The organism is Tissierella sp. (assembly GCF_031460495.1).
GTDB lineage: Bacteria > Bacillota > Clostridia > Tissierellales > Tissierellaceae > JAVKTS01.
Genome location: NZ_JAVKTS010000006.1, coordinates 1 through 23,317, shown reverse-complemented (window position 1 = coordinate 23,317; position 23,317 = coordinate 1). Strand labels below are relative to the sequence as shown.

Here is a 23,317-nt window from a genome sequence, read left to right as displayed (position 1 = left end):
ACATATATTATTGGAGGGAATATGAGAGTACGTAAAAAGAAATGGGCTAGACCAGAACTAGAAAGCGCAAACTTTGTAATAACAGATCCCTTTGAGGATTTAAATAAGTATAAAGGTAACTGGAACAAGGAATTTAACAATACATATCCTATTTATCTTGAGTTAGGCTGTGGTACAGGAAAGTTTATAACTGAAAATGCTATAAACAATCCAGATAAAAACTTTATAGGTATAGATTTAAAGGATGAAATTCTTGTTTATGCAAAGAGGACAGTAGAAGAAGCAAGTTTAGTTGACAAACCTATTGAAAATGTTCGATTGATACCTATGGAGATAGATTTTATAAAAAATATATTTGATAAAGATGAAATATCTAGAATCTATATTAATTTTTGTAATCCTTGGCCAAAGAGAGGTCAACATAGAAGAAGACTAACTCATATTAGCTTTTTAGAAAAATATAAATCGTTTTTAAAATTAAACTCTGAAATCTGGTTTAAAACCGATGATAAAGGAATATTTGAGGATTCTATAAAGTATTTTCAATCAAGTGGATTTACCATTAAATATCACTCATATGATTTGCATAAAAGTGATTTTGAAGGCAATATAAGAACTGAATATGAAGAAAAGTTTACTTCTAAGGGAATGCCTATTATGTTTTTATTAGCTGAATATAAAGGATAATTTAAATTTTTCCAACTAAATGCTATAATATCAGTAAGAAGTTGGATGGAGGAGAAATATGGATAAGCTTATAATAGATGAAAATCTAACTGTAATTTTAGATTCTATGTTAGAAGGAATTAATATAATTGATATAAATGGAAAAATTGTTTTTGGTAATACAGCCTATTGTAAATTTCTTGGAATAAGCCGTGAAGAATTAATAGGGCAAGAATTAAAAAAAATAAGGCCAAATGCACAACTGCCTGAAATAGTAAAAATGGGAGAAAATTTACTTCATGTGGAAAGAAGTGAAGAAGATGAATCATATTTTGTAAACATGTACTCTATCTTTTCAGAAGGAAAAGTAATAGGTGGGCTTTCCATAGTTACTTTTGTAAATGAAGCAATTAATTTTAAAAAGCAAATTGAACAACTTGAAAAACGAATGGAAAAGAGGTTAATCAGAATAAATAAGGCTAATAGCGCCAGATATACCTTTGATTCCATAACAGGCGTTAGTGACCAGATGATAGAAATAAAAAGCTCAGCCATGCAAGTAGCAGAAACAGATATGACTGTGTTACTTCAATCTGAAACGGGAACTGGTAAGGAACTATTTGCAAATGCCATACACAATGCCAGCTTAAGAAAAAATGAAGTATTTATAGCTATTAATTGTGCTAATTTTAGGGGAGAAATTCTAGACTCTGAGTTATTTGGATATGTGGAAGGGGCTTTCACTGGAGCTAAGAAAGGTGGTAAGATGGGACTTTTTGAAGCTGCCAATAAGGGAACCCTATTTTTAGATGAAATATCTGAAATGGATATAGCACTTCAAGCAAAACTTTTAAGAGCATTACAGGAAAAGATAATTAGACCAGTAGGCAGTGTTACAGACATTCCTGTAGATGTACGAATAATATGCGCTTCAAATGCTAATCTTAAGGAATATATAAAGGAAGGTAAATTTAGAGCAGATTTATATTATAGGTTAAATGTTTACCCTATAAGAATACCACCCCTAAGAGAAAGGGTAGAAGATATATCAGCTATAGTTTTAGAGGAGTTAAATAGAATCTCTAAGACACTAAAGAGACAGATTACAATAGATCAAGAAACCATGAAGGTATTAAAAAGATATAAATGGCCAGGTAATGTTAGAGAACTAAAGAATGTACTTGAATTTTCAGCCTTCAAGGCTAAAGATGGAGTAATTACAATAGAGTGTCTACCAGAACTATTAGATGAGTTTGAAGAAATTGATAGAAGTAGTAGTTTATCTCACAGAGTAAAGGAATTTGAGAAAAAAGAAATACTCAAAGAATTGGGCAAATATGGGGATACAACAGATGGAAAGAAAAAGGTAGCAGAAAAATTAGGAATTTCTTTAGCAACTTTATATAATAAGTTAGCAGAATGATTCTAAAAATCTAGAATTATTCTAAAAAACTAGAAACCCTATAATGATGCATCAACAATGGATTAAAGAAAAGATTTAAAAGTATTTCTAAAATATTAGAAAAACTTTTAAATCTTTTTTCTTCAAATAGCTATTTCAAGGTGTTTATACTTTGGCACGGAAATTGCTATATGTATAGGTGATAAAAATTTTAAGGAGGTAGTATAAGATGTTAGCATTATTAGGATTTTTAACTGTTATTATTATGCTGATTTTAGTAATGACCAAAAAGGCTTCACCAACGGTGGCTCTTATAGGAGTACCAGTTGCAGTAGGAACAGTAGCATCATTTTTCTCTGATTTTAGTGTTGTAGATATTGGAGGTTTTATATCCTCTGGTATAGGTACTGTAGCAGCGACAGGAGTAATGTTTATTTTTTCAATTTTGTTCTTTGGAATTTTAACAGATGCAGGAACTTTTAGACCTATAATTCAAAAGATACTTTCTATAATAGGTGTAGATCCTGTGAAAATAGCTTTAGGAACAGCTGTATTAGCAATGATTGTTCACCTTGATGGTTCAGGAGCGGTTACTTTCTTAATCTGTATTCCTGCATTATTACCAGTATACGACGCGGTTGGAATGAGTAAAACAACATTAGCAACAATAGTAGCTCTAGCAGCTGGTACTATGAATATTGTACCATGGGGTGGACCTACAATTAGGGCAGCAACTGCTATTGAGATGAATGTAATGGAATTATTTTCACCAGTTATCATACCATTACTTTTCGGATTAGCAACTGTATTTGTTTTCGCATTTATATTAGGAAATAAAGAGAAGAAAAGACTTGGAATTACTAAAGTAAATGTTGGCAAAGTAGAGTTACCAGCATTAACAGAAGATCAGGAAGCACTTCTAAGACCACATTTATTTATAGTGAATGTAGGCTTGATATTATTAGCAATAGTAGGCTTGATAGTTGGTGGAAACTATGGAATTAAACCAGAGGTAGTATTTATGATTTCCTTTGTATTATCTATGGTAATTAACTATCCAAATGTATCAACTCAAAAAGCAAGGGTAGATGCTCATGCTAAATCTGCAATCCTAATGGCTTCTGTATTGTTTGCAGCAGGAGCTTTTACAGGAATAATGAAAGGTTCAGGAATGATTACTGCCATGTCAGAGTCTTTAGTTGCTATAATCCCTGACTCAGTAGCTAAATACTTTGCAGTAATTACAGGAATTATTGCTATGCCTGCATCATTATTGTTTGATCCAGATTCATTCTACTTTGGAGTTTTACCAGTATTATCATCTACAGCAAGTGGATTCGGAGTTGATGTGCCAAGTATAGCAAGAGCAGCAATGTTAGGACAAATGACAACAGGATTCCCAGTATCACCACTTACACCAGCAACTTTCCTACTAGTAGGTCTTGCAGGAGTTGACTTTGGTGAGCATCAAAAGAAAACAATACCATATGCATTTACAATCACTATAGTAATGCTTATAGTTTCAATAGTAGTAGGTGCAATTATCATTTAAGGAGGATAACTATGAAAAAGTTAAGAATAGGAAGTGGAGCTGGATATGCTGGAGATAGATTAGAACCAGCCTTAGAGCTTCTAGAAAAAGGTAATTTAGACTATATAAGCTTTGAATGTTTAGCAGAAAGAACAATTGCAATTGCTCAACAGGAAAAGTTAAAGAATCCCCAAAAAGGATATAACGGATTATTAGAATATAGAATGGAAAATGTTCTACCTTTAGCATGGAAAAACAAGGTAAAAGTAATAACTAATATGGGAGCTGCAAATCCAGAAGCAGGAGCAGAAGCCGTATATAAAATAGCTAAATCTTTAGGTATTGAAGGTCTGAAAATTGCAGCTGTAACTGGAGACGATGTAGGTAACAATATAAATTCTTATAATGATGTTAAGGTTTGGGAAACAGGAGAAAAACTTGAATTATTAGATGGAGAAATTATATCAGCAAATGCATATATAGGGGCAGAGGGAATTGTTAAAGCCTTGGAAATGGGTGCAGATGTGGTAATTACAGGTAGAGTATCAGACCCAGCAATATTTATAGCACCACTTATCCATGAATTTGGATGGTCTTTAGATAATTATGATTTACTAGGAAAAGCTACTGCTGTAGGACATTTACTTGAGTGTGGTGGACAGGCAACAGGTGGATACTATGCGGAACCTGGTAAAAAAGATGTAAAAGGTCTTGCTAACTTAGGGTTCCCAATAGCAGAAGTATCAGAGGATGGAAGCTTCTTTATAACTAAAGTAGAAGGTTCAGGTGGAGAGGTAACAAGACATACTCTTACAGAACAACTTTTGTATGAAATCCATGACCCTGCAAACTATATAACACCAGATGTAATTGCAGACTTTTCAAAGGTAGAGTTTGAGGAAGTTGAAAAGGATGTTGTCTTAGTAAAGGGAGTAACAGGTAAGGAAAAAACAGATTCTTACAAGGTATCTATAGGATATAAAGATTGCTTCATAGGTGAAGGGGAAATCTCTTATGGTGGACCAGGGGCCTATGAAAGAGGCTTACTTGCTTTAGACATAGTTAAAGAAAGACTTAAGTTAAGAGGATTAGAATTAGATGAAGTTAAATATGATATTATGGGGGCAAATAGTCTTTATTGGAATACAGATAAGTCTCCAACTTCCTACGAGGAAGTAAGAGTTAGAGTAGCTGCTAGATCTACAGATAAAGCCATAGCTGCAAAAATTGGAGAAGAAGTAGAGACTTTATATACAAATGGTCCAGCAGGAGGTGGCGGTGCAACAAAGAAAGTATCTGAGATTATATCAGTTGCATCTATACTAATTCCTAAAAAAGATGTAGATATTCAAGTCCATATGTTGGAGGTGAAATAAATGAAATTATGGGATATAGCACATTCTAGAACAGGCGACAAAGGAAATATTTCCAATCTTTCACTTATTGTATACAATATAGATGATTTTCAAATGGTTAAGGAAAAAATCACTGCTGAAGCAGTAAAGAAACATTTTAAAGACATAGTAAAAGGAGAAGTAGTTAGATACGAACTACCTCAATTAGGAGCATTAAACTTTGTTATGCAAGAAGCTTTAGGTGGTGGAGTAACTAGAAGCCTTTCATTAGACAAGCATGGTAAAAGCTTAAGTTCATTTTTATTAGATATGGAAATATAGTGGGACAAAGGGACAGTGATTACTGTCCCTTTTTTGTACCCATAAAACCAAGAAAATGATATAATATCAGTAAGAAGTCAGATGGAGGGATTGTGATGAGGAATGTAGTAGACTTAAACTCTGACATTGGGGAGGGGTTTGGCTCCTATGTTTTAGGTATGGATGATGAAATTATTCAGCAGGTAAGTTCTGTGAATATTGCCTGTGGGTGGCATGCTGGTGATCCACTTATCATGGAGCATACTGTCATAGAAGCTATAAATCATAATGTAGGTATTGGTGCTCATCCTGGATATGCTGATTTCATGGGCTTTGGTAGGAGAAATATGGACATTAGTCCCAAAGAAGCAAGATCTTATATGATTTATCAATTGGGTGCATTATCTGCTTTTGCTAAGGCCAATGGTGGTAAGGTTCAACATATGAAGCTGCACGGAGCTTTCTATAATATGGCATCTGTGAAAGCAGAAATAGCTGAGGAAATCATCAACGGAATACTAGATGTGGACAAAGATATCATCCTTCTTGCTTTAAGTGGTAGTTATTTAGCTAAACGGGCAGCTGAAAAGGGGCTAAAGGTTGCTCAAGAAGTATTTGCAGATAGAGGATATAATGATGATGGGACTTTAGTTAATAGAAACTTGCCCGGTGCATTTATCCATGATAAAGAAGAGGCTTTTCAAAGGATTAAAAAGATGGTCTTAGAAGGATCAGTAGATACTATTAATGGTAAAGAAATTTCTATAGTGGCTGATTCTATATGTGTTCATGGAGATAATCCTATGGCTGTTGATTTTGTAAGATATATTAAAGAGAACTTAATTAAGTCAGGAATCCAAGTTAAGAAGCTTGGAGAATTTATATAGAAGCTGGTGATAAGATGTATGAAAGTACAAAATATATTCCTGCAGGTGATAGGGCTGTAATAGTTGAATTTGGTAATGGTATTAGCCCAGAGATTAATACTAAGGTTCGTAACATGGTTAAGTCTATTGATAATATTGGTATGGAGGGTATAATAGGGATACTTCCTACCTATCGGTCAGTTCAGATAATCTATGACCCTATGGTATTGAAATACAGTGAATTGATTAATGCTATTAAAGAGATGGAAGAAGATATAGCTAACTATAGCTCTACAGATATTAGGATTATAGAGATTCCAACTATTTATGGTGGGAAATATGGTCCAGATATTGAATTTGTAGCTAAATATAATAATCTTAGTGTGGAAGATGTAATAAAAATACACAGTTCAACAGATTATCTTGTTTATATGCTAGGCTTTACCCCAGGATTTGGATATTTAGGTGGTATGAGTGAAAGGATAGAGACTCCTAGACTTGAGGTACCAAGAGTTAATATAGCTGCTGGTTCTGTTGGTATAGCAGGAAAGCAAACTGGAATTTATCCAATAGATAGTCCTGGAGGGTGGCAGCTAATTGGGTGGAGTCCTCTTAGTCTATATAATCCTACAGAAAATCCTCCAGTATTGTTAAAGGCAGGGGATTATGTGAGATTTGTGCCTATTGGTGAGGTTGAATATTTGAGGAGTATTAAGGATGGTGAAGTCTATGACAAAGATTAGAATCATTAAATCAGGGACTTTTACTACTGTTCAAGATAAGGGTAGATGGGGATATGAAGGATTTGGTATATCTGTAGCTGGATCTATGGATGATTTTGCCAGTAGAGTTGCAAATATTTTAGTGGGAAATCCTGAGGATTCGGCAGTTCTTGAGAGTACTTTTTTAGGACCTGAGATTATCTTTGATTGCGATGAAATCATTAGTATTACTGGGGGAAATATGAGCCCTAGAATCAACGGAGAGCCAATACCAAAGTGGACTAGTATAAAGGTAAAGGAAGGAGACATTCTTAGCTTCTCTCCTGCAAGTAGTGGTTTTAGATCCTATATATCCTTTAGTAGGGGACTGGATATACCTGAGATAATGGCTAGCAGATCAACTTTTACTAGAGGCAAATTAGGTGGATATAAGGGGAGAAAATTGGAAAATGGTGATGAGATTAATTTAGGCAATGGGGAGTTAAGTAATACAGGTTCTTATTTAGCATCTTCATTTATACCTCTATATGGCAAGGAAAAGGAAATTAGGGTAATCATGGGTCCTCAGGATGATTACTTTACAAAAAAGGGAATTGAGACTTTTTTATCTTCAAAATATACCATCAGTTCCCAGGCTGATAGAATGGGATATAGACTAAATGGACCACAAATTGAGCATATTTCAGGAGCGGATATTATTTCTGATGGTATAGTCTTTGGTTCAATACAAGTGCCGGGTCATGGATTTCCAATTATTATGATGGCTGATAGGGCTACTACTGGAGGATATACTAAGATTGCTACAGTCATTACTCCAGACCTAAGCGTATTAGCCCAAATGAGGCCGGGTGATTCTATTAATTTTACAGCTATTTCCCTGAAAGAAGCCCATAGATTATATAGGGAATATGAAAATAGATTTAAGGAAATTAAATCTATTGTTAAGGATAATAGCTTTGAATTTAATGAAATAAGAAAGTTCAATCTAAAAATTGATAAATCAAATTATAAAGTGGATATTATAGAAATGAGAGGAGAGATATTATGAAGGTATTAGTTACAGGGTTTGAGCCCTTTGGAGGAGAAGAGGTAAATCCAGCTCTTGAGGCAGTAAAGATGCTAAAAGATGAGTTATTAGGAGCTAAAATAGTTAAACTAGAATTGCCTACAGTATTTGGAAAGTCTAGAGAAATATTGGAGATAGCCTTGGAAAAGGAAGATCCAGATATAGTTATTTGTGTGGGGCAAGCAGGTGGGAGAGATAAGATTAGTATCGAAAGGGTGGCCATCAATATTGATGATGCAGGAATAGCAGATAATGGAGGTAATCAACCTCTTGACGAGACCATAGTTAAAGGTGGAGATGTAGGATATTTTTCAACTTTACCTATTAAAGCAATATTAAATAAATTAAAGGAAAATAAAATCCCTTGTGAAATATCTAATTCAGCTGGTACTTATGTCTGTAATCATATTATGTATAGCTTGCTTTATAATATTGACAAGAAATATAACAATATAGTAGGTGGGTTTATCCATATACCATATATTCCAGAGCAAGTAATCAACAAAGGAATGGCTCCTAGCATGTCCTTAGACTATATTGTAAAGGGACTTACAATTGCAATAGAAACTAGTATATTAAGCAAGGAATAAGAAAGTGGGACACAACTCCTGTCCCTCTGTCCCAGAAAGAAGGTGATAAAATGAATATAGAAATCTTCAAGGCAATGCTGGTGAATATTGGATTATTGATCCTATTAGCTCAGGTACTGGCTAGGATTAAGGCTGTACGAAGAATAATCGTATATGAAAATGAGTCTATAAAGGATCAGTTATTGTTAATTATCATTTTTTCATCCATAGGTATAATATCAAACTATACTGGTTATGCCATCAGTGGTGCTATAGCAAATACTAGAGTCATAGGTGTAATGGCCAGTAGTTTTATAGGGGGGCCCCTTGTTGGGATTGTCACTGGCACAATTGCAGGTATCCATAGATTTATCATAGACATTAGTGGATTTTCAACTATTGCTTGCACTATATCTACATTTTTAGGTGGTTTAATTGGGGCAATGGTCTCAAGACATATTAAGGAAAATAAATATAACAGTTCAGAATTATTTTTAATCACTTTTGTAGTTGAAAGCCTTCAGATGTTAATTATTTTGTTAATTTCAAGGCCATTTGATGAGGCATTTTTATTGGTAAAAAATATATTTTTACCTATGACAATATTCAATTCCATAGGAATGGTTCTATTTGTTGGTGTTTTTAAAAACATCATAACGGAGCAGGAACAAAAGATTGGGAAAAAGGTAAATCTTACTTTTGAAATAACTCACAAATGCTTACCAATTTTGCAGACGGGTGAATATAATGAGAAAAATTGCAATAATATAGGGGAAATTATTCTGGATTTTTCAAATGATCTTGCAGTGGTAATTACCAATACAGAGGAAATAATTAGCATAAATGGAGATATAAATCTTTTACCTAATAAAAATCCTTTACCTGATATTACCCAATTGGTCTTTGAAAAAAAGGAAGTAATAGTTGCAGAAAATGCTAAAGAGGAGGATATTTTCTACGAACCACTTAAGCATATGATAGCTATAGCTGTTCCTTTGATTAAAAGCAACAAGGTATTTGGATCCATGATTATATTTTCGAAAAAGTATAGGATTTCATATGACTCACAGATTTTATTTGCAGATGGACTAGGTAAATTGCTTTCTACACAGTACGAACTTGCCGATATGGAAAGACAGAAGGGATTACTAGTAAAGGCTGAGTACAAAGCATTACAATCACAAATTAACCCTCATTTTATTTTTAACTCTTTAAATACTATTAGCTCCTTCGTAAGAGAAAAACCAAATGAGGCAAGGGAGCTACTTATCGCTCTTGCTACATATTTTAGGAATTCAATAAAGACTAAGGATGCACTGGTAAGTATATATGAAGAAATGGAATATGTAAAAGCATTTCTACAGTTGGTAAAAGCAAGATTTGATGAAAGGTTAGAAATCTCAATAAAGTTACCTGAAGGATTAGATTGTAAGGTTCCTTGTCTAATTGTCCAACCCATAGTTGAAAATGCAGTTTTCCATGGTGCAATGAGCAAGAATATTGGTAAGGTAGATATCGAAGTTAGGGAAAGAGAAAGAGATTTTCTTATTTCTGTAAGTGATAATGGACATGGAATATCAGATGACATTATCCAAGGATTAAAGAACAACACCACTGGGCACAATAATATTGGTCTTTCAAATGTACACAAGAGACTTTGCTATATGTATGGATCTTCCAATGGGCTAGATATTGTATCTACTCCATCAGGGACAAGAGTAAATATTAGTATAGTTAAAAATTAGCCTATGATTATATCAGGCTGGATAGGAGACTGATAAAATGAAAATAGCTATAATTGATGATGAAAAACCTGCAAGAAGTGAGTTGAAATACCTTATTAGCAAAGTTTTGCCTCATGCAGATATTGTGGAGGCTTCAAATGGTGAAAGTGCTTTAAATATGATATCTCAGCAGTCCTTTGACTTACTATGTATAGATATAAACTTGGGAGATATTAGTGGAATCACCCTTGCTTCCACAGCAAGAAAGCTACTTCCTAAGGCGGAAATAGTTTTTGCAACTGCTTATAATAATCATGCTGAAGATGCTTTCGCAGTAGAGGCTCTAGATTATCTTCTCAAGCCTTTTTCTGAAGAGAAGGTTAAGCTAATGGTGGACAAATATAATAAAAAGCATGAGCTTGAAATAAATGCAAAAGCTAAGAAACTTACGAGGATACCTATAAATATTGACAGAAAGATAATTCTTGTGGATGTTTCTTCAATTATCTATATTGAATCTCAAAATAAGAACTGCATTATCCATACTATGAATGATAAGTATGTGGATAATACTCCACTGAAGGTATTTGAAGACAAGCTGAAATCCAATGGTTTCTTTAGGATACAAAAAAGTTATCTTGTGAATACTAAATATATCATGGAAATATACCCATGGTTTAACAACAGCTATTGTGTGAGAATGAAATATTTTGAAGATGAAGTATTATCAGTAAGTAGAAATAAAATCAAGGATTTAAAGGAACTACTAAAGATTTGATTCTCATTTATATACATTTCACACCATTTAATATACACTTCACTCCAAGATAGGGATAATTTTCCGAATATTATGATATGATTTATCCAAAATATGCTAGGAGGGATCATAGTGACAACATTTATTATTGGACTAATAATTTTAATTGTTGGTGGTGAAATTTATGGACGATACTGTGAAAAGGTGTTTGCTCCAGATGACAGACTAACACCAGCTGTAACAATGGCAGATGGTGTAGATTATGTAGCAATGAAGCCTTGGAAAAACAAGCTTATTGAATTACTTAACATTGCAGGTACAGGACCTATCTTAGGACCAATTCAAGGAATTTTATTTGGACCTATAGCATTTATTACAATACCTTTAGGATGTGTACTGGCAGGAGCTACTCATGACTATTTCATAGGTATGATATCCATGAGAAACAAAGGAGCTCAGGTTCCAAAGATGATTAAGAAATACCTTGGTGATGGCATCACTAAAGTATATACAGTTATCATATGGTTACTTATGCTGTTGGTAGGAGTTGTATTTATCTATACTCCTGGAGATTTAATAGTTGGGGATATTCTAGATATGGATGTTAACAGCAGTGTTATTTGGATCGTTTATGCAATCATATTAGGCTATTATATAATATCTACGATCTTCCCTATAGATCAAATTATAGGTCGTGTATATCCAGTATTTGGAGGAGTCTTAATTGTTTCAGCTATTGGAGTTCTTGCTGGAGTTTTAATGGATGGAGGAGCAAGTTTTACAAGTCTTCCAAAGGGATTATTATTCCAACATCCAACAGGACAAAACTTTATACCTGTATTCTTCATTACTGTAGCATGTGGTATAATGTCAGGATTCCATGGAAGTCAGGCAACTCTTATATCAAGAACAGTTAAATCAGAGAAGGAAGGCCGCGGCACATTCTATTCCACGATGATAATTGAAGGATTGATTGCTATGGTATGGGCTGCTGGAGCAATGGTACTATTTGGAAGAGGTACAGCACTTACTACAGGTGCTACATCAATGGTAGGTATCATATCAAGAGAATTCATGGGAAGTATAGGTGGATTAATAGCAATAGCAGGAGTTATAGTATTACCTATTACTTCAGGAGATACTGCATTTAGAGCATTAAGACTTATGATAGCTGAACAATTTAACATAGATCAAAAAGATGCTAAGAAGAGGGTAGGCTTATCCTTGATTATATTTATTCCTGCAGTATTTATACTTATGTACGCGAAACTATCACCAGGTGGATTCAACCTACTGTGGAGGTACTTTGGATTTACAAATCAATTAGTAGCAGTATTTGCTCTTGCTATGATTTCTGTTTATCTTAAGACAGCTGGAAAAAATTATTTTATGACCTTGTTACCAGGTACTTTCTACACATTCATAGTAACGGCGTATATCTGTCATGAAAGTATTGGATTGGGGCTTGAATCTAGAATAGGTGGATTGTTTGGTTTAGCACCTGAAAGCTATGCTATATCATATGTAATTGGTATAATTGCAGCAATACTGTTTGCTGTATTTGTTCCAAAACTGGCAGACAGTCGTTCAAACACCATTTTAAACTATGATGAAGAACTAGCAAAATAAATAGTAAATAAAATCACCTAAGACTAAAGTTTTAGGTGATTTTGCTTTGTAACTCTTGTCTAAGCATAGCTATATCAGCTTTTGTAGCTGGGAGCATGGCATTATAGATTTCCTCATTTTCACAAACCCTCATAGATCTATTCTCATAGCATTTGCTGACTATATTCCCATTTCTTATATGATTTTTCACTGTAGCTAGGCTACTTAGACATTTTAAATTTGTTCCATCTGATAGAAGAACTATTGTGTTTTTCTTTTCTTTTTTAATCTTGTCAATATATCTTAGATTTATATATCCAAAGGCTCCGTCTCCTTTGCATATTGGTACTCTAACCTTAATAGGTACAAATACATCTTGTTTGCTCAAGGGAATAGGTACTAAATTTGGTGATGAAACAAGAAGTCTATATCTTTTCTTTGCTTCATTCAAATCTATCATATAGTATTTTCCAATTGAGCGAATAACAGTTTTTAAGGTTTTTTCAATTATATTTGGCTCCATATTTTTTCTATATACAATAGTACAGTTACCCCTGTCCTCTACATATTGTGGTATGAACGCCATAAGTTCTCCATTAAATATTTTCTCCATAGCTACCTCCTTTTCTATTCCCAAAATTATTTCAACTCTTAGACTTATAATAACAGAACAGATGTTCCTTTGCAAGTCCATTTAAAATTTTGTGGACTTTTGTATAGTCCAGAGATTTAACTTCAAGACTTAAGTAAACTCCGATTTTTCCTTATTCTCCATAATTTTATATATTGGATTTATAAAGTTTGGGAGGAATCCAGTATAAAGGAGATGGATATATGTTTAATGAATTATTTGAGAAAGCTAGAGTGGGAGATATGGAAGCAAAAGAGAAGATAATTAAAAGATTGCAGCCTTTAATACTTAGTTCCATTAGGAAGTATTTTAACAAGGGAAATGAATATGAGGATTTGATCCAGGATGGAAATATAAAGATATTAGAGTGTATCAATGATTATGATTCTACTAAAGGAGTATATTTCTTAGGATATGTAAAGACAATGCTTAGATATTTGTATTTAGATAAACACAAGATAAAGATTCATACTAGTCTAAATGAAACCATTGCTGATGGAGAAACAGAGATACTGGATCTATTAGTATCTGAAGAACAGGATATATTGGAATCTATCATAGTTAAAGAAGATAATAAGAAATTAGTGAAAGCATTATATAAACTAACTGATAGGCAAAGAGAAATAATATCGCTTTATTATATAAAAAATATGGGAATTCAAGATATTGCAGATAAACTAGGGATATCCTATAGGACTGTAGTGAATATAAAGGGCAATGCATTGGAGAAGATGAGAAAGGGACAGTAATCTGAACTGTCCCTTTCTCATGTCTATTTACTGGCTGCTATGGTCTTAGATAATTCAATGATACTCTCTGATAGCTGATTTAGTTTTCCTTCTATTCGTACCAATAAGTATATTGATATAACAATAGGAAAACCAAGATTAGCTACACTTGAATATATTTCATCCACTTTATCACCACCTTATAATATTAAAAAAGGGACAGTACTCCTGTCCCTGTGTCCCACTATATTTCTAATGTGCTTACTGCTGTTGCTACTATTCTAGCCTCTTTAGCTACTACTAAGTCTTGCAAAGAGGAAGCGAATACATTGTAAGAAACTATAGTGTCCATAGCATCTCCAACTTCTTCAGGAGTGATATCTGATCTAGGGTCATCTAAGCTAATTACAAATTTCTTGTTAGCTGCATCTAAAAACTCCATTTCCAATTTAGTCTTATTCATTTTTTCACCACCTTTCTCCAAAAGGTAGATACCTCATCTGCTAATCTGACAGATGGAAGGACCTATCACCTTTACTACTCACTAATTAAGTCAGTTGTTTCAATTTTTTTCACTTTTAGCAAGTTTTTTTCTTGCAGACCAGATAATGCAGTAGCTGTATTGTATAAATCTTCATCTACAGCTGTAGTCTTAATTTGTGAAAAAGATTTTGAATCAACTTTTTGCTTTCCAGCTACGATTCCCCCATCAAGCTCAAGTTTTAATGTCATCTTTTCCTTTATAGTTTGAATTGCCATTCTATCACCTCCTTACATTAAATAAATAGAATTCATAGGGAAATTTTACTATGATTAAATCCAACAAAATCTACTATATTTCCCGGGAAAACTCATTGTAAGACAAAATCCCCTTAAAACAACTGGGGAGCCACAATAAAAGTAGAGTTTTGAATTAGTTATAAAAAATATTACCAAAAATTAATCAACAAATTGACAGATAATTCTGTTTTTAAACTACAAACTACATATTTCTTAAGTAAATGAATAAGACTTTATATGCATAAAGATTAGTGTATAAAATCCAAGGGGTTGGCTATAATTACCTATAGTTATCAAAGAATATATTGAGTTAATGGGCTATTGACAATTGATGACATGAATGTAATCTGTCGGAAATCGCTTGTAGACTTGGGTACAAGTTTAAGACTATTATATAAAAAAGAGCAAGCTAAAAACTTTATTAAGGAGGAGTATTTGGATGAGAAGATTTTTATCACTATTAATTGCTTTTGTATTGATTATGTCAAGTATGAATGTTGCAATTGGACAATCTAACGACTACGAGAGCAATTGGGCGAAGAATGAGATTAAGTACATGAAGGATAAGATGATTATTTCAGGTTATCCAGATGGAACATTTAGACCTACTAACAACATGAGTAAATCTGAATTTTATAAGGTCATTAATGGCATAATGGGATTTACTAATGAAAGTGAGGTAACCTTTATTGATGTAAGTACCACAGATTGGTATTACAAAGAGGTGCAAAAAGGCCTTGCAGCTAATTATATACTTCCAGCAGTATCACTAAATGCTGTTGAGAATATTACCAGGGGAGAAGTTGCTAGGATAATTGGTATTGTATTTGATATAGAGGAAGATATAGCTGCATCTGATTATTTTATTGATAGTTTAACTTTACCTGAAGAACTTAAAGGAGTTATTGGGGGATTAAGGAAAACTGGATTTATCAATGGATATCCTGATGGAACTTTTAGACCAGAGGCTGAGATTACAAGGGCTGAGGTAGTAAAGATCTTGCATAGTGTTTCAGGGGAAATAGTTAATGTAAGTGGTACATTAAGTAAAGACATAAATACAAATCTTGTAGTAAATACAGCAGGCGTAGTATTGAAAGATATGACAATAGAAGGGAATTTGTACTTAACAGAAGGCATAGGAGAAGGAGATATTACTCTTGACAATGTAGTGGTAAAGGGTGAAGTAAGCGTCAAGGGTGGAGGAGCTAATAGTATAGTTATTAAAGATTCTAAGATTAATAAGTTATTAGTAGATAAACATCAAGGGCTAGTAAGAGTCGTATTGGAAAATACAACGGTTGAATCATTAAGAACTTTCAGGCAAGCAAAGATAGAACTAATAAAAGGAAGTCAAATAAAGTTAGCGGAATTAGATGGAAAGGTAAACCTTGTTATAAAAAAAGGTACATCAATAGCTAATCTTACTAAACTTAGCCAAGATATAACCATAGATGAAGAGAAAACAACTACTTCAGCACCTTCTACTTCATCAGGTGGATATGGTGGTGGGGGCGGCGGAACTGTAACACCAACGCCAACACCAACACCAACACCAGTTACATTAAGCAGTATATCAATTAAAGTTCCTGCAACTAAGTTAGTCTATACAGTAGGGGATAGTCTTGATATTACTGGATTAGTAATAGAAGGAGCATACAGTAATGGTAGTAAAAAAATAGAAACAATAACTCTAGTTAATGTAACAGGATTTGACAGCAAAGTGGCAGTAACTAGTCAAATATTGACAGTAACAGTTGGAGGGAAGACAGCAACTTATACTATAGAGATAAAGGCAGCTGAACCACAAAATCCAGATCCAACAATAGTAAACAAATCAGCATTAAGTGCAAAAATAACTGTTGCAGAAGATGTATATAAAGAAGATTATACTCCAGAAACATGGGGACCATTTGAAATAGCCTTAGGTGAAGCAATAGTAGTAAATAATGATGAAGAAGCTACACAGGGAGAAGTGGATGCAGCATTGTTGAAATTAACAACTGCAATGGCTGGTTTAGTATTAGTAGACCCAACAGACCCTGAAGATCCAGATCCAATAGAAGTGGATAAAACAGAATTAGCAGCAAAGGTAACTGAAGCGAATACTAAAATTGAAGCAGATTATACTCCTGAATCATGGTTACCATTCTCAGCCGCTTTAGTTGAGGCAATAGTAGTAAATAATGATACAGAAGCTACTCAAGAAGAGGTTGATGGTGCATTATCGGCATTAACAACTGCAATGGATAACTTAGAAGGAGTAGAAGAACCAGTGGTTCCAAAACTTACCAATATTATGCCTAGTGTAAATCAAACATTAAGAGCTGGAGAGGTATTAGAGGTAAGCTTTAATGCACCTACTGGTGGGGAAGGATATTTTAGTGTACTTCTCCCATTTGAAAATTCACTCGATACATTAACAACTAGTAATTATAGAATAGATATGACTGAAATAGATGGTAGATATACTGGAACTTGGACAATACCTGAAAAGGTATTAGGAAAAGAATTTCAAGTAGAAGTAGTATTTAAAATTGCAAAGAATGAGATAAGAGAATTTGCACTAGGAAGAATAACAATAATAGAAGAGCCAGACCCAGAAGTAGACAAATCAGCTTTAATAGCAAAGATAGCTTTAGCCAATGAAAAGGTTGAAGAAGCTTATACTCCTGAATCATGGGCACCATTCTCAGTAGCTTTAGTAGCAGCTGAAGAAGTCAGAGATGATGAAGATGCAACACAAACAGAAGTTGATGAAGCATTATCAGCATTGTCAGATGCAATGGCAGACCTAGAGCTAAAGCCAGAAGACCCAGAAGTAGATAGAACTGAACTAGTAGCAAAAATAGTTGAAGCACAAGCTTTAAATGAAGATGATTATACAGAAGAAACATGGGCTCCATTCTCAGTAGCTCTAACATCAGCAATAGAAGTAAATGTAAATGTAGATGCAACTCAAGAACAGGTTAACAGTGCATTATCAGAATTGACAACTTCAATGACTGGTTTAGTATTAGTAGAACCAGTGGACCCAGACCCAGAAGTAGATAAAACTGAATTAGCAGCAGCAATAGCTACAGCAAATGAAAAGCTTGAAGAAGATTATACTCCTGAATCATGGGCACCATTCTCAGCAGCTTTAACAACAGCTATAGAAGTGAATGCTAATGTAGACGCAACTCAAATAGAAGTTGATGATGCATTATCAGTATTAACTACTGCAATGGCTAGTTTAGTAGAAAAAGAAGACCCACAAAATCCAAATGCACAAATAACTGCAACATATCACCCAGGTTTTATACCTACCTTTGGTAATGTGTCTGTAGTAGTGCAGAACGTAGAAGGTGCTGCTAAGTTTGATGTAGTATATCACTTATCTGATGATGATGGTGGTACTGTAAATATAACACAAACTTCAATAGTTAACTTAAATGAGCGAGCTGGATTGATATTCTATGACCCTGCACAATATAACACAGTAACAATAAGAATCTATGATGCTACTGGTGCCAATATATTGCACACATTTACAGATGTAGTACTAGTGCGACCATAACAACTAACCCAAAGTTAACCTATCCTAAGGCTTCCTTAGGATAGGTTGATATATCAATTTCAAAGTATAAAAATAAAAAATCAAGGGAGGAAGTAATTTGAAGAGAATGAGTAGATTTTTAGCATTATTACTTGTATTGACTCTAATAATACCTGGATTTACCTTTGCAGAAAACATGGAAAACACAAGTATGTCTCAGGTAAAAGAATTAGAGCGTATTATTGAGAAATTCCAACCAAAATTAGAAGAGGAAAGAGTAAAGCTAGAAGATAAGCTAGGGGAATCTTTCAATGATGATGATGAGGTAAGGATTATTGTAGAATTAAAATCTGATCCATCAATAGTCTATGCTACAGAAAGAAATATGAGCTATGGCGAAATGTCAAAGACTTCACTAAATAGTATTGAAAACCAAATAATGAAAGAGCAAGAGGGTCTTAAAAATGCAATTTTATCCAAAAAAGTAGATATGGAGTTTATAAACAGCTTTAATACTGCTTTTAACGGATTTAGTGGTAAGGTTAAGTTTGAGGATATTAAAGTAATCGAATCATTACCTCAAGTTAACAAGGTTTATATATCAAATGAATATAATAGACCAGAAATAAAACCTGACATGGACACATCCCATGATATGATTGGATCATTGCCAACTTGGGATTTGGGTTATAAAGGGGAAGGTACTGTTGTAGCTATTATAGACACTGGTATTGATCCAAGCCATAGAGATATGGTATTAAGCGAAGAAACTCTTCCAAGACTTACAACTGAATCATTAGTAGGCAAGAATTTACTTGGTAGATATTATACTGAGAAAGTTCCTTATGGATATAACTATTATGATTTAAATAATGAAATATTAGATTTAGGTCCAGATGCTTCAATGCATGGTATGCATGTGGCTGGTACTGCAGGAGCAAATGGAGATACTGAAAATGGTGGAATTAAAGGGGTAGCTCCAGAATCCCAATTACTAGCTATGAAAGTATTCTCAAATGACCCAATATATGCAACTACTTTTAGTGATATATATTTAGTGGCAATTGATGAAGCCATAAGACTAGGCGCAGATGTACTGAACATGAGTTTAGGTTCAACTGCTTCTTTCTATATGCCTGAATCAGCTGAAGATATTGCTATAACCAATGCTACAAATAATGGAATCGTATGTTCAGTTTCAGCAGGAAACTCTGGTTCAATGACTTATGGATGGACTGGAACAAATTCAGGATATCCATGGCCAGAAAATCCAGATATAGGTGTAGTAGGGGCTCCTGGATTGAATAAAAATACTATACAAGTAGCTTCAATAGAAAATACTTATCAAAAATCTAACCAATTATCCTATATTAAAAATGGAGAAGAAAAACATGCTCCAATGGCAATAGCAGGAAATATTGATCCATTAGCAACATTACAAGGACCTCAAGAATTTGTAGATGGGCAAGATGGAAGTCCACAATTCTTAACTGATGTAGCTGGAAAGGTAGTCTTAGTTGTTCGTGGTGGTAACACTGGACCATTTGTTGATAAGATTCAAAATGCTCAAGATGCAGGTGCTATAGGTATAATAGTGCGTAATCATGCAGCTGGTGGGGAAGAATTAATCAATATGGCTACACCAGATGTACACACTATACCAGCAGTATTTGTTGGATATACAGCAGGAATGGAATTATTAGGGTTAGAGGAAAAGTTAGTTGAATTCTCAGATGAAATGGCAAGTATTCCAAATCCAACTGCAGGACAAATGTCAGCCTTTACTTCATGGGGAACTACTCCATCTTTGGAATTAAAGCCTGAAATCACTGCTCCAGGAGGAAAGATATATTCTACATTAAATGATGATAAATACGGAACAATGAGTGGTACTTCCATGGCAGCACCTCATGTATCAGGTGGTTCTGCTCTTGTGATGGAATATATTAAGGAACATGACATTTATGGTGGATTAAGCTTAGGAGAGCAAACAAGACTTGCTAAGGTTCTTTTGATGAATACAGCTATTGTAACTTTTGATCAGTATGACACTGAATATTCACCTAGAAGACAGGGTGCAGGGGTAATGGATCTTTATGGTGCAGTATCTACTCCAGTTCGAGTAGTAGATGCTACAACTAATGAAGCTAAAGTTGAATTAAAAGACTTTGAAAATACAGAATTTACAATGAGATTTAGAGCTATAAATGATTCAAATACAGACGCAACTTATGCTGTAGATGTGGCTGTTTTAGCAGATTACATTCACCCAGTAGGACTAAATCTTTTAGTATCAGATTATATTTATGATGCAACTATAGATGCACCAGATTCAATAACTGTTCCTGCAAATGGAGAATATGAATTTGAAGTAACAGTAGACATTGGCACAGATTCTACTATTTATAGAAATATGTTTGTTGAAGGCTTTGTTACTTTGACAGATTTAAATGATGAAAATCCAACTCTTTCAGTACCATATCTTGGTTTCTATGGTAATTGGGGAGAACCAAAGATACTTGATGGTATGAGATTTATTGACCCAGCAGGCTCTTCATACTTTAATGCATCAGGTATGCTTTATTGGACTGCTGAAGGTGATGGCTATTACTATACTACACCTCATATTTATATGAATCCAGGAACTGTATCTGGATATATATTAGGTACTGGAAACATTATGCCTTACTTGTCATTTATGAGAAATGCAGAATCGGTTAATTACAATATATTAGATGGTGAAGGGAATCTTCTTCGAACCATTTTAATGCAACAATATAAGAGAAAGAACTATATCAACGGTGGCAATAACGGTCCTGTTGGAATGGTCTCTGCTGCAGAATGGGATGGAGTTATAAATGGTCGCGTTGTACCAGATGGGGACTATTTCTATGAAATTACTGCAAAGATTCACTATGATGGAGCTGAAACACAATCCAAGAGAATTCCAATAACTGTGGATACTGTGGGCCCAGAAGTAACAGATTTGACATTTAATCCACAGACTAACAAAATCACATGGAATTCCACTGATGGTGGAATAGGTGTATATGGATTTACTTTTACTGTTAATGACACTGTAATAGAAGATATTGTTTATGCAGAGGAAGGAAAGACGACCTACGAGTTAGATATAAAACAATATATCCAAGCTGCTGGAAATTATAATATTAAGGTTCAGGCTGCTGATAAATTACTGAATTTTAATGTTGGATCATTAGATTTTGTTGTAAATAATGCCCATCCATATATTTATATTTTGGAACCAGGCCTTCTTGAAATCTATGATACTTCTGAAATATTGTTTAGTGGTTATGTTGCAAACTTATCTTTACTAGACAAGGTTCTAGTGAATAATGTGGAAGCTGATGTAGAATTTATGGAAAATGTAACTATATATCATCCAGATGATCCATCTACAGTTATATACACAGGTCCAGCATTTAAGTTTGAAAAGACTGTAACTATTGAAGATGGATATCAACAAATTAAGGTTGAAGCTGTTTCTCAAACTGGAGCAACTAGTAGTTTAGTTAGAAGATTCTATGTTGATACAAGAGCACCAGAACTAGAAGTTCGTGTAAATAGTATTGACAATGAAGAGAAAACAGCAGAATTAGAAATTACAATGAGAGATAATTTAGGATATCTTGAGTTATTCTTAGGTGATAGCCAGATTTATGTATACGACTATCCACTTGTAATAGTTGAGCCTGCTAACCAAACAATAACTCATACAGTGAATTTAGTTAATGGAGATAATAGTTTTGTATTCACTTTAAGAGATGGGGCTGGGCACGAAACTGTAAATACTACTAATATTCCTTTTGATACGGGAGAAGAGCCAGATCCAGAAGAGCCTATTATATCAAATATTGAGCCATCAACTGATGTTGAGCTTTCACCAGGTGGATCATTTAATATAAGCTTTAATGCTCCAACAGGGGGTACTGCATACTATAGAATTCTACTTCCAATAAATATAAGAGGAAATAGTTTTAGAGCAAATAGCCTTGGAACCCCAATGCCAGAGGGAGAAGCAGGACTATATACAGCTACTTGGTTCGTTCCTAGTGGATTTGTTGCTTCCAACTTACAAGTAGAAGTAATATATGTAGATGCAGAGGGTGTTCAAACTTATGGAATAGCTGCTGGAAAAGTAACTGTAATAGGTGCTATGGAAGAAGTTCCTGTTAATTCAGTCATCATAGGTGATGAAGCTTTTGATATGGATTATCTAAATACAGATGCTTATGCTCAATCTAAGCTGATTGAATGGTATAATTCTGGAAGCCCAGTTTATATCAAACTTAATAACAATACAATAGTGGATGATAGTGGACGTCAAATAGGTATTGAGTCTCTACCAACTAGATTAATTCACCATGATATATTTGGAGAAACAAGGATTTTCGAAAAATAACAAACTAATAGAGACATTACCCCTAAAGACAAGCTTTGGGGGTAATGTGTTTTACTCAAAAATATTGACAAATTACTATACTTTAGGACAAAAATATTACGGAAAATGCAAATTATCATTGGAAAATAATAAATATAATAGTATTTTTAAACCTTTTAATAGCATTTTAATAAATGGAAGAAGTAAGGTTATGGGATAAATTTTGATAGGGGACATATATATAATTTCAGGGGGTGTAACCATGCCTTACTTTTCACATAATCAAAAACAAGGAGGTGCAAAATCATAAGAGTATTACTAAAAAACTTAAGGAGGTAAATGTTGATGTTAAGAAACAAAAAGATTAACAAAGGATTATCCCTACTAATTACAATGGTAATGATATTAGGGTATATGACATCATTTGTTTATGCAGAAGACAACCAACTTAGTTCAGCAAAAGTAGACCTAATACAAAAAGCATCAGACAAAATAGAATTAGAACTTAAGGAAGACCTTGAAAAAGAAGACCTAGTTGAGATTTTGGTATATATGAAAGATCAGGTAGATACAGAAATGGTAGCTCAAGCTACAAGAAAAGCTGTATCATCCTCAATGACACCATATAATACTAAGCTAGAAGTTAGAAGAGGAGTAGTAGAATCATTAAAA

General features: G+C 33.9%; 20 protein-coding genes. 16 read left to right on the top strand and 4 right to left on the bottom strand.

Annotated elements, in window-relative coordinates; translation table 11 throughout:
* Positions 1 to 21: 21 nt before the first annotated feature.
* From trmB to RIN63_RS13120, 12 genes are all read left to right on the top strand, one after another.
* Positions 22 to 687: a tRNA (guanosine(46)-N7)-methyltransferase TrmB gene (gene trmB / locus RIN63_RS13175; protein ID WP_310445203.1), complete on the top strand. Its 666-nt coding sequence runs from the start codon at positions 22 to 24 to the stop codon at positions 685 to 687.
* A 58-nt stretch (positions 688 to 745) separates the two neighbouring features.
* Complete coding sequence (locus tag RIN63_RS13170; protein ID WP_310445202.1) at positions 746 to 2,089, top strand: sigma 54-interacting transcriptional regulator; 1,344 nt, start codon at positions 746 to 748, stop codon at positions 2,087 to 2,089.
* Between the two features lie 208 nt (positions 2,090 to 2,297).
* A complete protein-coding gene (locus RIN63_RS13165; RefSeq protein WP_310445201.1) occupies positions 2,298 to 3,620 on the top strand; it encodes a citrate:proton symporter in 1,323 nt (440 codons plus the stop codon).
* A gap of 11 nt (positions 3,621 to 3,631) precedes the next feature.
* Positions 3,632 to 4,975: an acyclic terpene utilization AtuA family protein gene (locus tag RIN63_RS13160; protein ID WP_310445200.1), complete on the top strand. Its 1,344-nt coding sequence runs from the start codon at positions 3,632 to 3,634 to the stop codon at positions 4,973 to 4,975.
* On the top strand, positions 4,976 to 5,275 hold the full coding sequence (locus RIN63_RS13155; RefSeq protein ID WP_310445199.1) for a hypothetical protein: 300 nt from the start codon (positions 4,976 to 4,978) through the stop codon (positions 5,273 to 5,275). It abuts the gene before it with no gap.
* A gap of 95 nt (positions 5,276 to 5,370) precedes the next feature.
* Positions 5,371 to 6,141: a 5-oxoprolinase subunit PxpA gene (locus RIN63_RS13150; RefSeq protein WP_310445198.1), complete on the top strand. Its 771-nt coding sequence runs from the start codon at positions 5,371 to 5,373 to the stop codon at positions 6,139 to 6,141.
* Positions 6,142 to 6,155: 14 nt separating this feature from the next.
* Positions 6,156 to 6,863 (top strand): 5-oxoprolinase subunit PxpB, encoded by a 708-nt coding sequence (gene pxpB / locus RIN63_RS13145; RefSeq protein ID WP_310445197.1) that lies wholly within the window; start codon positions 6,156 to 6,158, stop codon positions 6,861 to 6,863.
* Positions 6,850 to 7,890, top strand: a complete 1,041-nt coding sequence (locus RIN63_RS13140) for a biotin-dependent carboxyltransferase family protein (RefSeq protein ID WP_310445196.1) — start codon at positions 6,850 to 6,852, stop codon at positions 7,888 to 7,890. The genes pxpB and RIN63_RS13140 overlap by 14 nt, the downstream gene beginning before the upstream one ends.
* Positions 7,887 to 8,498 (top strand): pyroglutamyl-peptidase I, encoded by a 612-nt coding sequence (gene pcp, locus RIN63_RS13135; protein ID WP_310445195.1) that lies wholly within the window; start codon positions 7,887 to 7,889, stop codon positions 8,496 to 8,498. Before RIN63_RS13140 ends, pcp begins: the two co-directional genes overlap by 4 nt.
* A 50-nt stretch (positions 8,499 to 8,548) precedes the next feature.
* On the top strand, positions 8,549 to 10,222 hold the full coding sequence (locus RIN63_RS13130; RefSeq protein WP_310445194.1) for a LytS/YhcK type 5TM receptor domain-containing protein: 1,674 nt from the start codon (positions 8,549 to 8,551) through the stop codon (positions 10,220 to 10,222).
* Positions 10,223 to 10,259: 37 nt separating this feature from the next.
* Positions 10,260 to 10,979: a LytTR family DNA-binding domain-containing protein gene (locus RIN63_RS13125; protein WP_310445193.1), complete on the top strand. Its 720-nt coding sequence runs from the start codon at positions 10,260 to 10,262 to the stop codon at positions 10,977 to 10,979.
* A 111-nt stretch (positions 10,980 to 11,090) separates the two neighbouring features.
* The gene (locus RIN63_RS13120) at positions 11,091 to 12,587 is read left to right on the top strand and encodes a carbon starvation CstA family protein (RefSeq protein WP_310445192.1); all 1,497 of its coding nucleotides are present in this window, start codon (positions 11,091 to 11,093) and stop codon (positions 12,585 to 12,587) included.
* Positions 12,588 to 12,618: 31 nt separating this feature from the next.
* On the opposite strand, the gene RIN63_RS13115 is transcribed toward RIN63_RS13120, so the two are convergent.
* Positions 12,619 to 13,179, bottom strand: a complete 561-nt coding sequence (locus RIN63_RS13115) for a competence protein ComK (RefSeq protein ID WP_310445191.1) — start codon at positions 13,177 to 13,179, stop codon at positions 12,619 to 12,621.
* 221 nt (positions 13,180 to 13,400) lie between these two features.
* Here RIN63_RS13115 and RIN63_RS13110 point away from each other — a divergent pair, with 221 nt between their 5' ends.
* Positions 13,401 to 13,946 (top strand): sigma-70 family RNA polymerase sigma factor, encoded by a 546-nt coding sequence (locus tag RIN63_RS13110; RefSeq protein ID WP_310445190.1) that lies wholly within the window; start codon positions 13,401 to 13,403, stop codon positions 13,944 to 13,946.
* Positions 13,947 to 13,969: 23 nt separating this feature from the next.
* Here the strand turns inward: RIN63_RS13110 and RIN63_RS13105 are convergent, their stop codons facing one another.
* From RIN63_RS13105 to RIN63_RS13095, 3 genes are all read right to left on the bottom strand, one after another.
* Complete coding sequence (locus RIN63_RS13105; RefSeq protein WP_310445189.1) at positions 13,970 to 14,113, bottom strand: YvrJ family protein; 144 nt, start codon at positions 14,111 to 14,113, stop codon at positions 13,970 to 13,972.
* Positions 14,114 to 14,169: 56 nt separating this feature from the next.
* Positions 14,170 to 14,388 (bottom strand): DUF2922 domain-containing protein, encoded by a 219-nt coding sequence (locus RIN63_RS13100; RefSeq protein WP_310445188.1) that lies wholly within the window; start codon positions 14,386 to 14,388, stop codon positions 14,170 to 14,172.
* A gap of 74 nt (positions 14,389 to 14,462) precedes the next feature.
* A complete protein-coding gene (locus RIN63_RS13095; RefSeq protein ID WP_310445187.1) occupies positions 14,463 to 14,684 on the bottom strand; it encodes a DUF1659 domain-containing protein in 222 nt (73 codons plus the stop codon).
* A gap of 460 nt (positions 14,685 to 15,144) precedes the next feature.
* On the opposite strand from RIN63_RS13095, the gene RIN63_RS13090 reads away from it, so the two are divergent.
* The 3 genes from RIN63_RS13090 to RIN63_RS13080 all read left to right on the top strand — a co-directional run.
* The gene (locus RIN63_RS13090) at positions 15,145 to 18,264 is read left to right on the top strand and encodes an S-layer homology domain-containing protein (protein WP_310445186.1); all 3,120 of its coding nucleotides are present in this window, start codon (positions 15,145 to 15,147) and stop codon (positions 18,262 to 18,264) included.
* Positions 18,265 to 18,370: 106 nt separating this feature from the next.
* Positions 18,371 to 22,666 (top strand): S8 family serine peptidase, encoded by a 4,296-nt coding sequence (locus RIN63_RS13085; RefSeq protein WP_310445304.1) that lies wholly within the window; start codon positions 18,371 to 18,373, stop codon positions 22,664 to 22,666.
* A 324-nt stretch (positions 22,667 to 22,990) separates the two neighbouring features.
* A partial coding sequence (locus RIN63_RS13080; protein ID WP_310445185.1) for a hypothetical protein occupies positions 22,991 to 23,317 on the top strand: 327 nt, incomplete at its 3' end.

What these genes read in the sequence shown, in the direction of transcription:
- RIN63_RS13085 (WP_310445304.1), top strand. Translation starts at nt 18,371, where the DNA reads ATGAGTAGATTTTTAGCATTATTACTTGTATTGACTCTAATAATACCT.
- pxpB (WP_310445197.1), top strand. Translation starts at nt 6,156, where the DNA reads ATGTATGAAAGTACAAAATATATTCCTGCAGGTGATAGGGCTGTAATA.
- RIN63_RS13125 (WP_310445193.1), top strand. Translation starts at nt 10,260, where the DNA reads ATGAAAATAGCTATAATTGATGATGAAAAACCTGCAAGAAGTGAGTTG.
- RIN63_RS13110 (WP_310445190.1), top strand. Translation starts at nt 13,401, where the DNA reads ATGTTTAATGAATTATTTGAGAAAGCTAGAGTGGGAGATATGGAAGCA.
- RIN63_RS13170 (WP_310445202.1), top strand. Translation starts at nt 746, where the DNA reads ATGGATAAGCTTATAATAGATGAAAATCTAACTGTAATTTTAGATTCT.
- RIN63_RS13090 (WP_310445186.1), top strand. Translation starts at nt 15,145, where the DNA reads ATGAGAAGATTTTTATCACTATTAATTGCTTTTGTATTGATTATGTCA.
- RIN63_RS13165 (WP_310445201.1), top strand. Translation starts at nt 2,298, where the DNA reads ATGTTAGCATTATTAGGATTTTTAACTGTTATTATTATGCTGATTTTA.
- RIN63_RS13160 (WP_310445200.1), top strand. Translation starts at nt 3,632, where the DNA reads ATGAAAAAGTTAAGAATAGGAAGTGGAGCTGGATATGCTGGAGATAGA.
- RIN63_RS13100 (WP_310445188.1), bottom strand. Translation starts at nt 14,388, where the DNA reads ATGAATAAGACTAAATTGGAAATGGAGTTTTTAGATGCAGCTAACAAG.
- RIN63_RS13130 (WP_310445194.1), top strand. Translation starts at nt 8,549, where the DNA reads ATGAATATAGAAATCTTCAAGGCAATGCTGGTGAATATTGGATTATTG.
- RIN63_RS13115 (WP_310445191.1), bottom strand. Translation starts at nt 13,179, where the DNA reads ATGGAGAAAATATTTAATGGAGAACTTATGGCGTTCATACCACAATAT.
- RIN63_RS13140 (WP_310445196.1), top strand. Translation starts at nt 6,850, where the DNA reads ATGACAAAGATTAGAATCATTAAATCAGGGACTTTTACTACTGTTCAA.
- pcp (WP_310445195.1), top strand. Translation starts at nt 7,887, where the DNA reads ATGAAGGTATTAGTTACAGGGTTTGAGCCCTTTGGAGGAGAAGAGGTA.
- RIN63_RS13150 (WP_310445198.1), top strand. Translation starts at nt 5,371, where the DNA reads ATGAGGAATGTAGTAGACTTAAACTCTGACATTGGGGAGGGGTTTGGC.
- trmB (WP_310445203.1), top strand. Translation starts at nt 22, where the DNA reads ATGAGAGTACGTAAAAAGAAATGGGCTAGACCAGAACTAGAAAGCGCA.
- RIN63_RS13095 (WP_310445187.1), bottom strand. Translation starts at nt 14,684, where the DNA reads ATGGCAATTCAAACTATAAAGGAAAAGATGACATTAAAACTTGAGCTT.
- RIN63_RS13155 (WP_310445199.1), top strand. Translation starts at nt 4,976, where the DNA reads ATGAAATTATGGGATATAGCACATTCTAGAACAGGCGACAAAGGAAAT.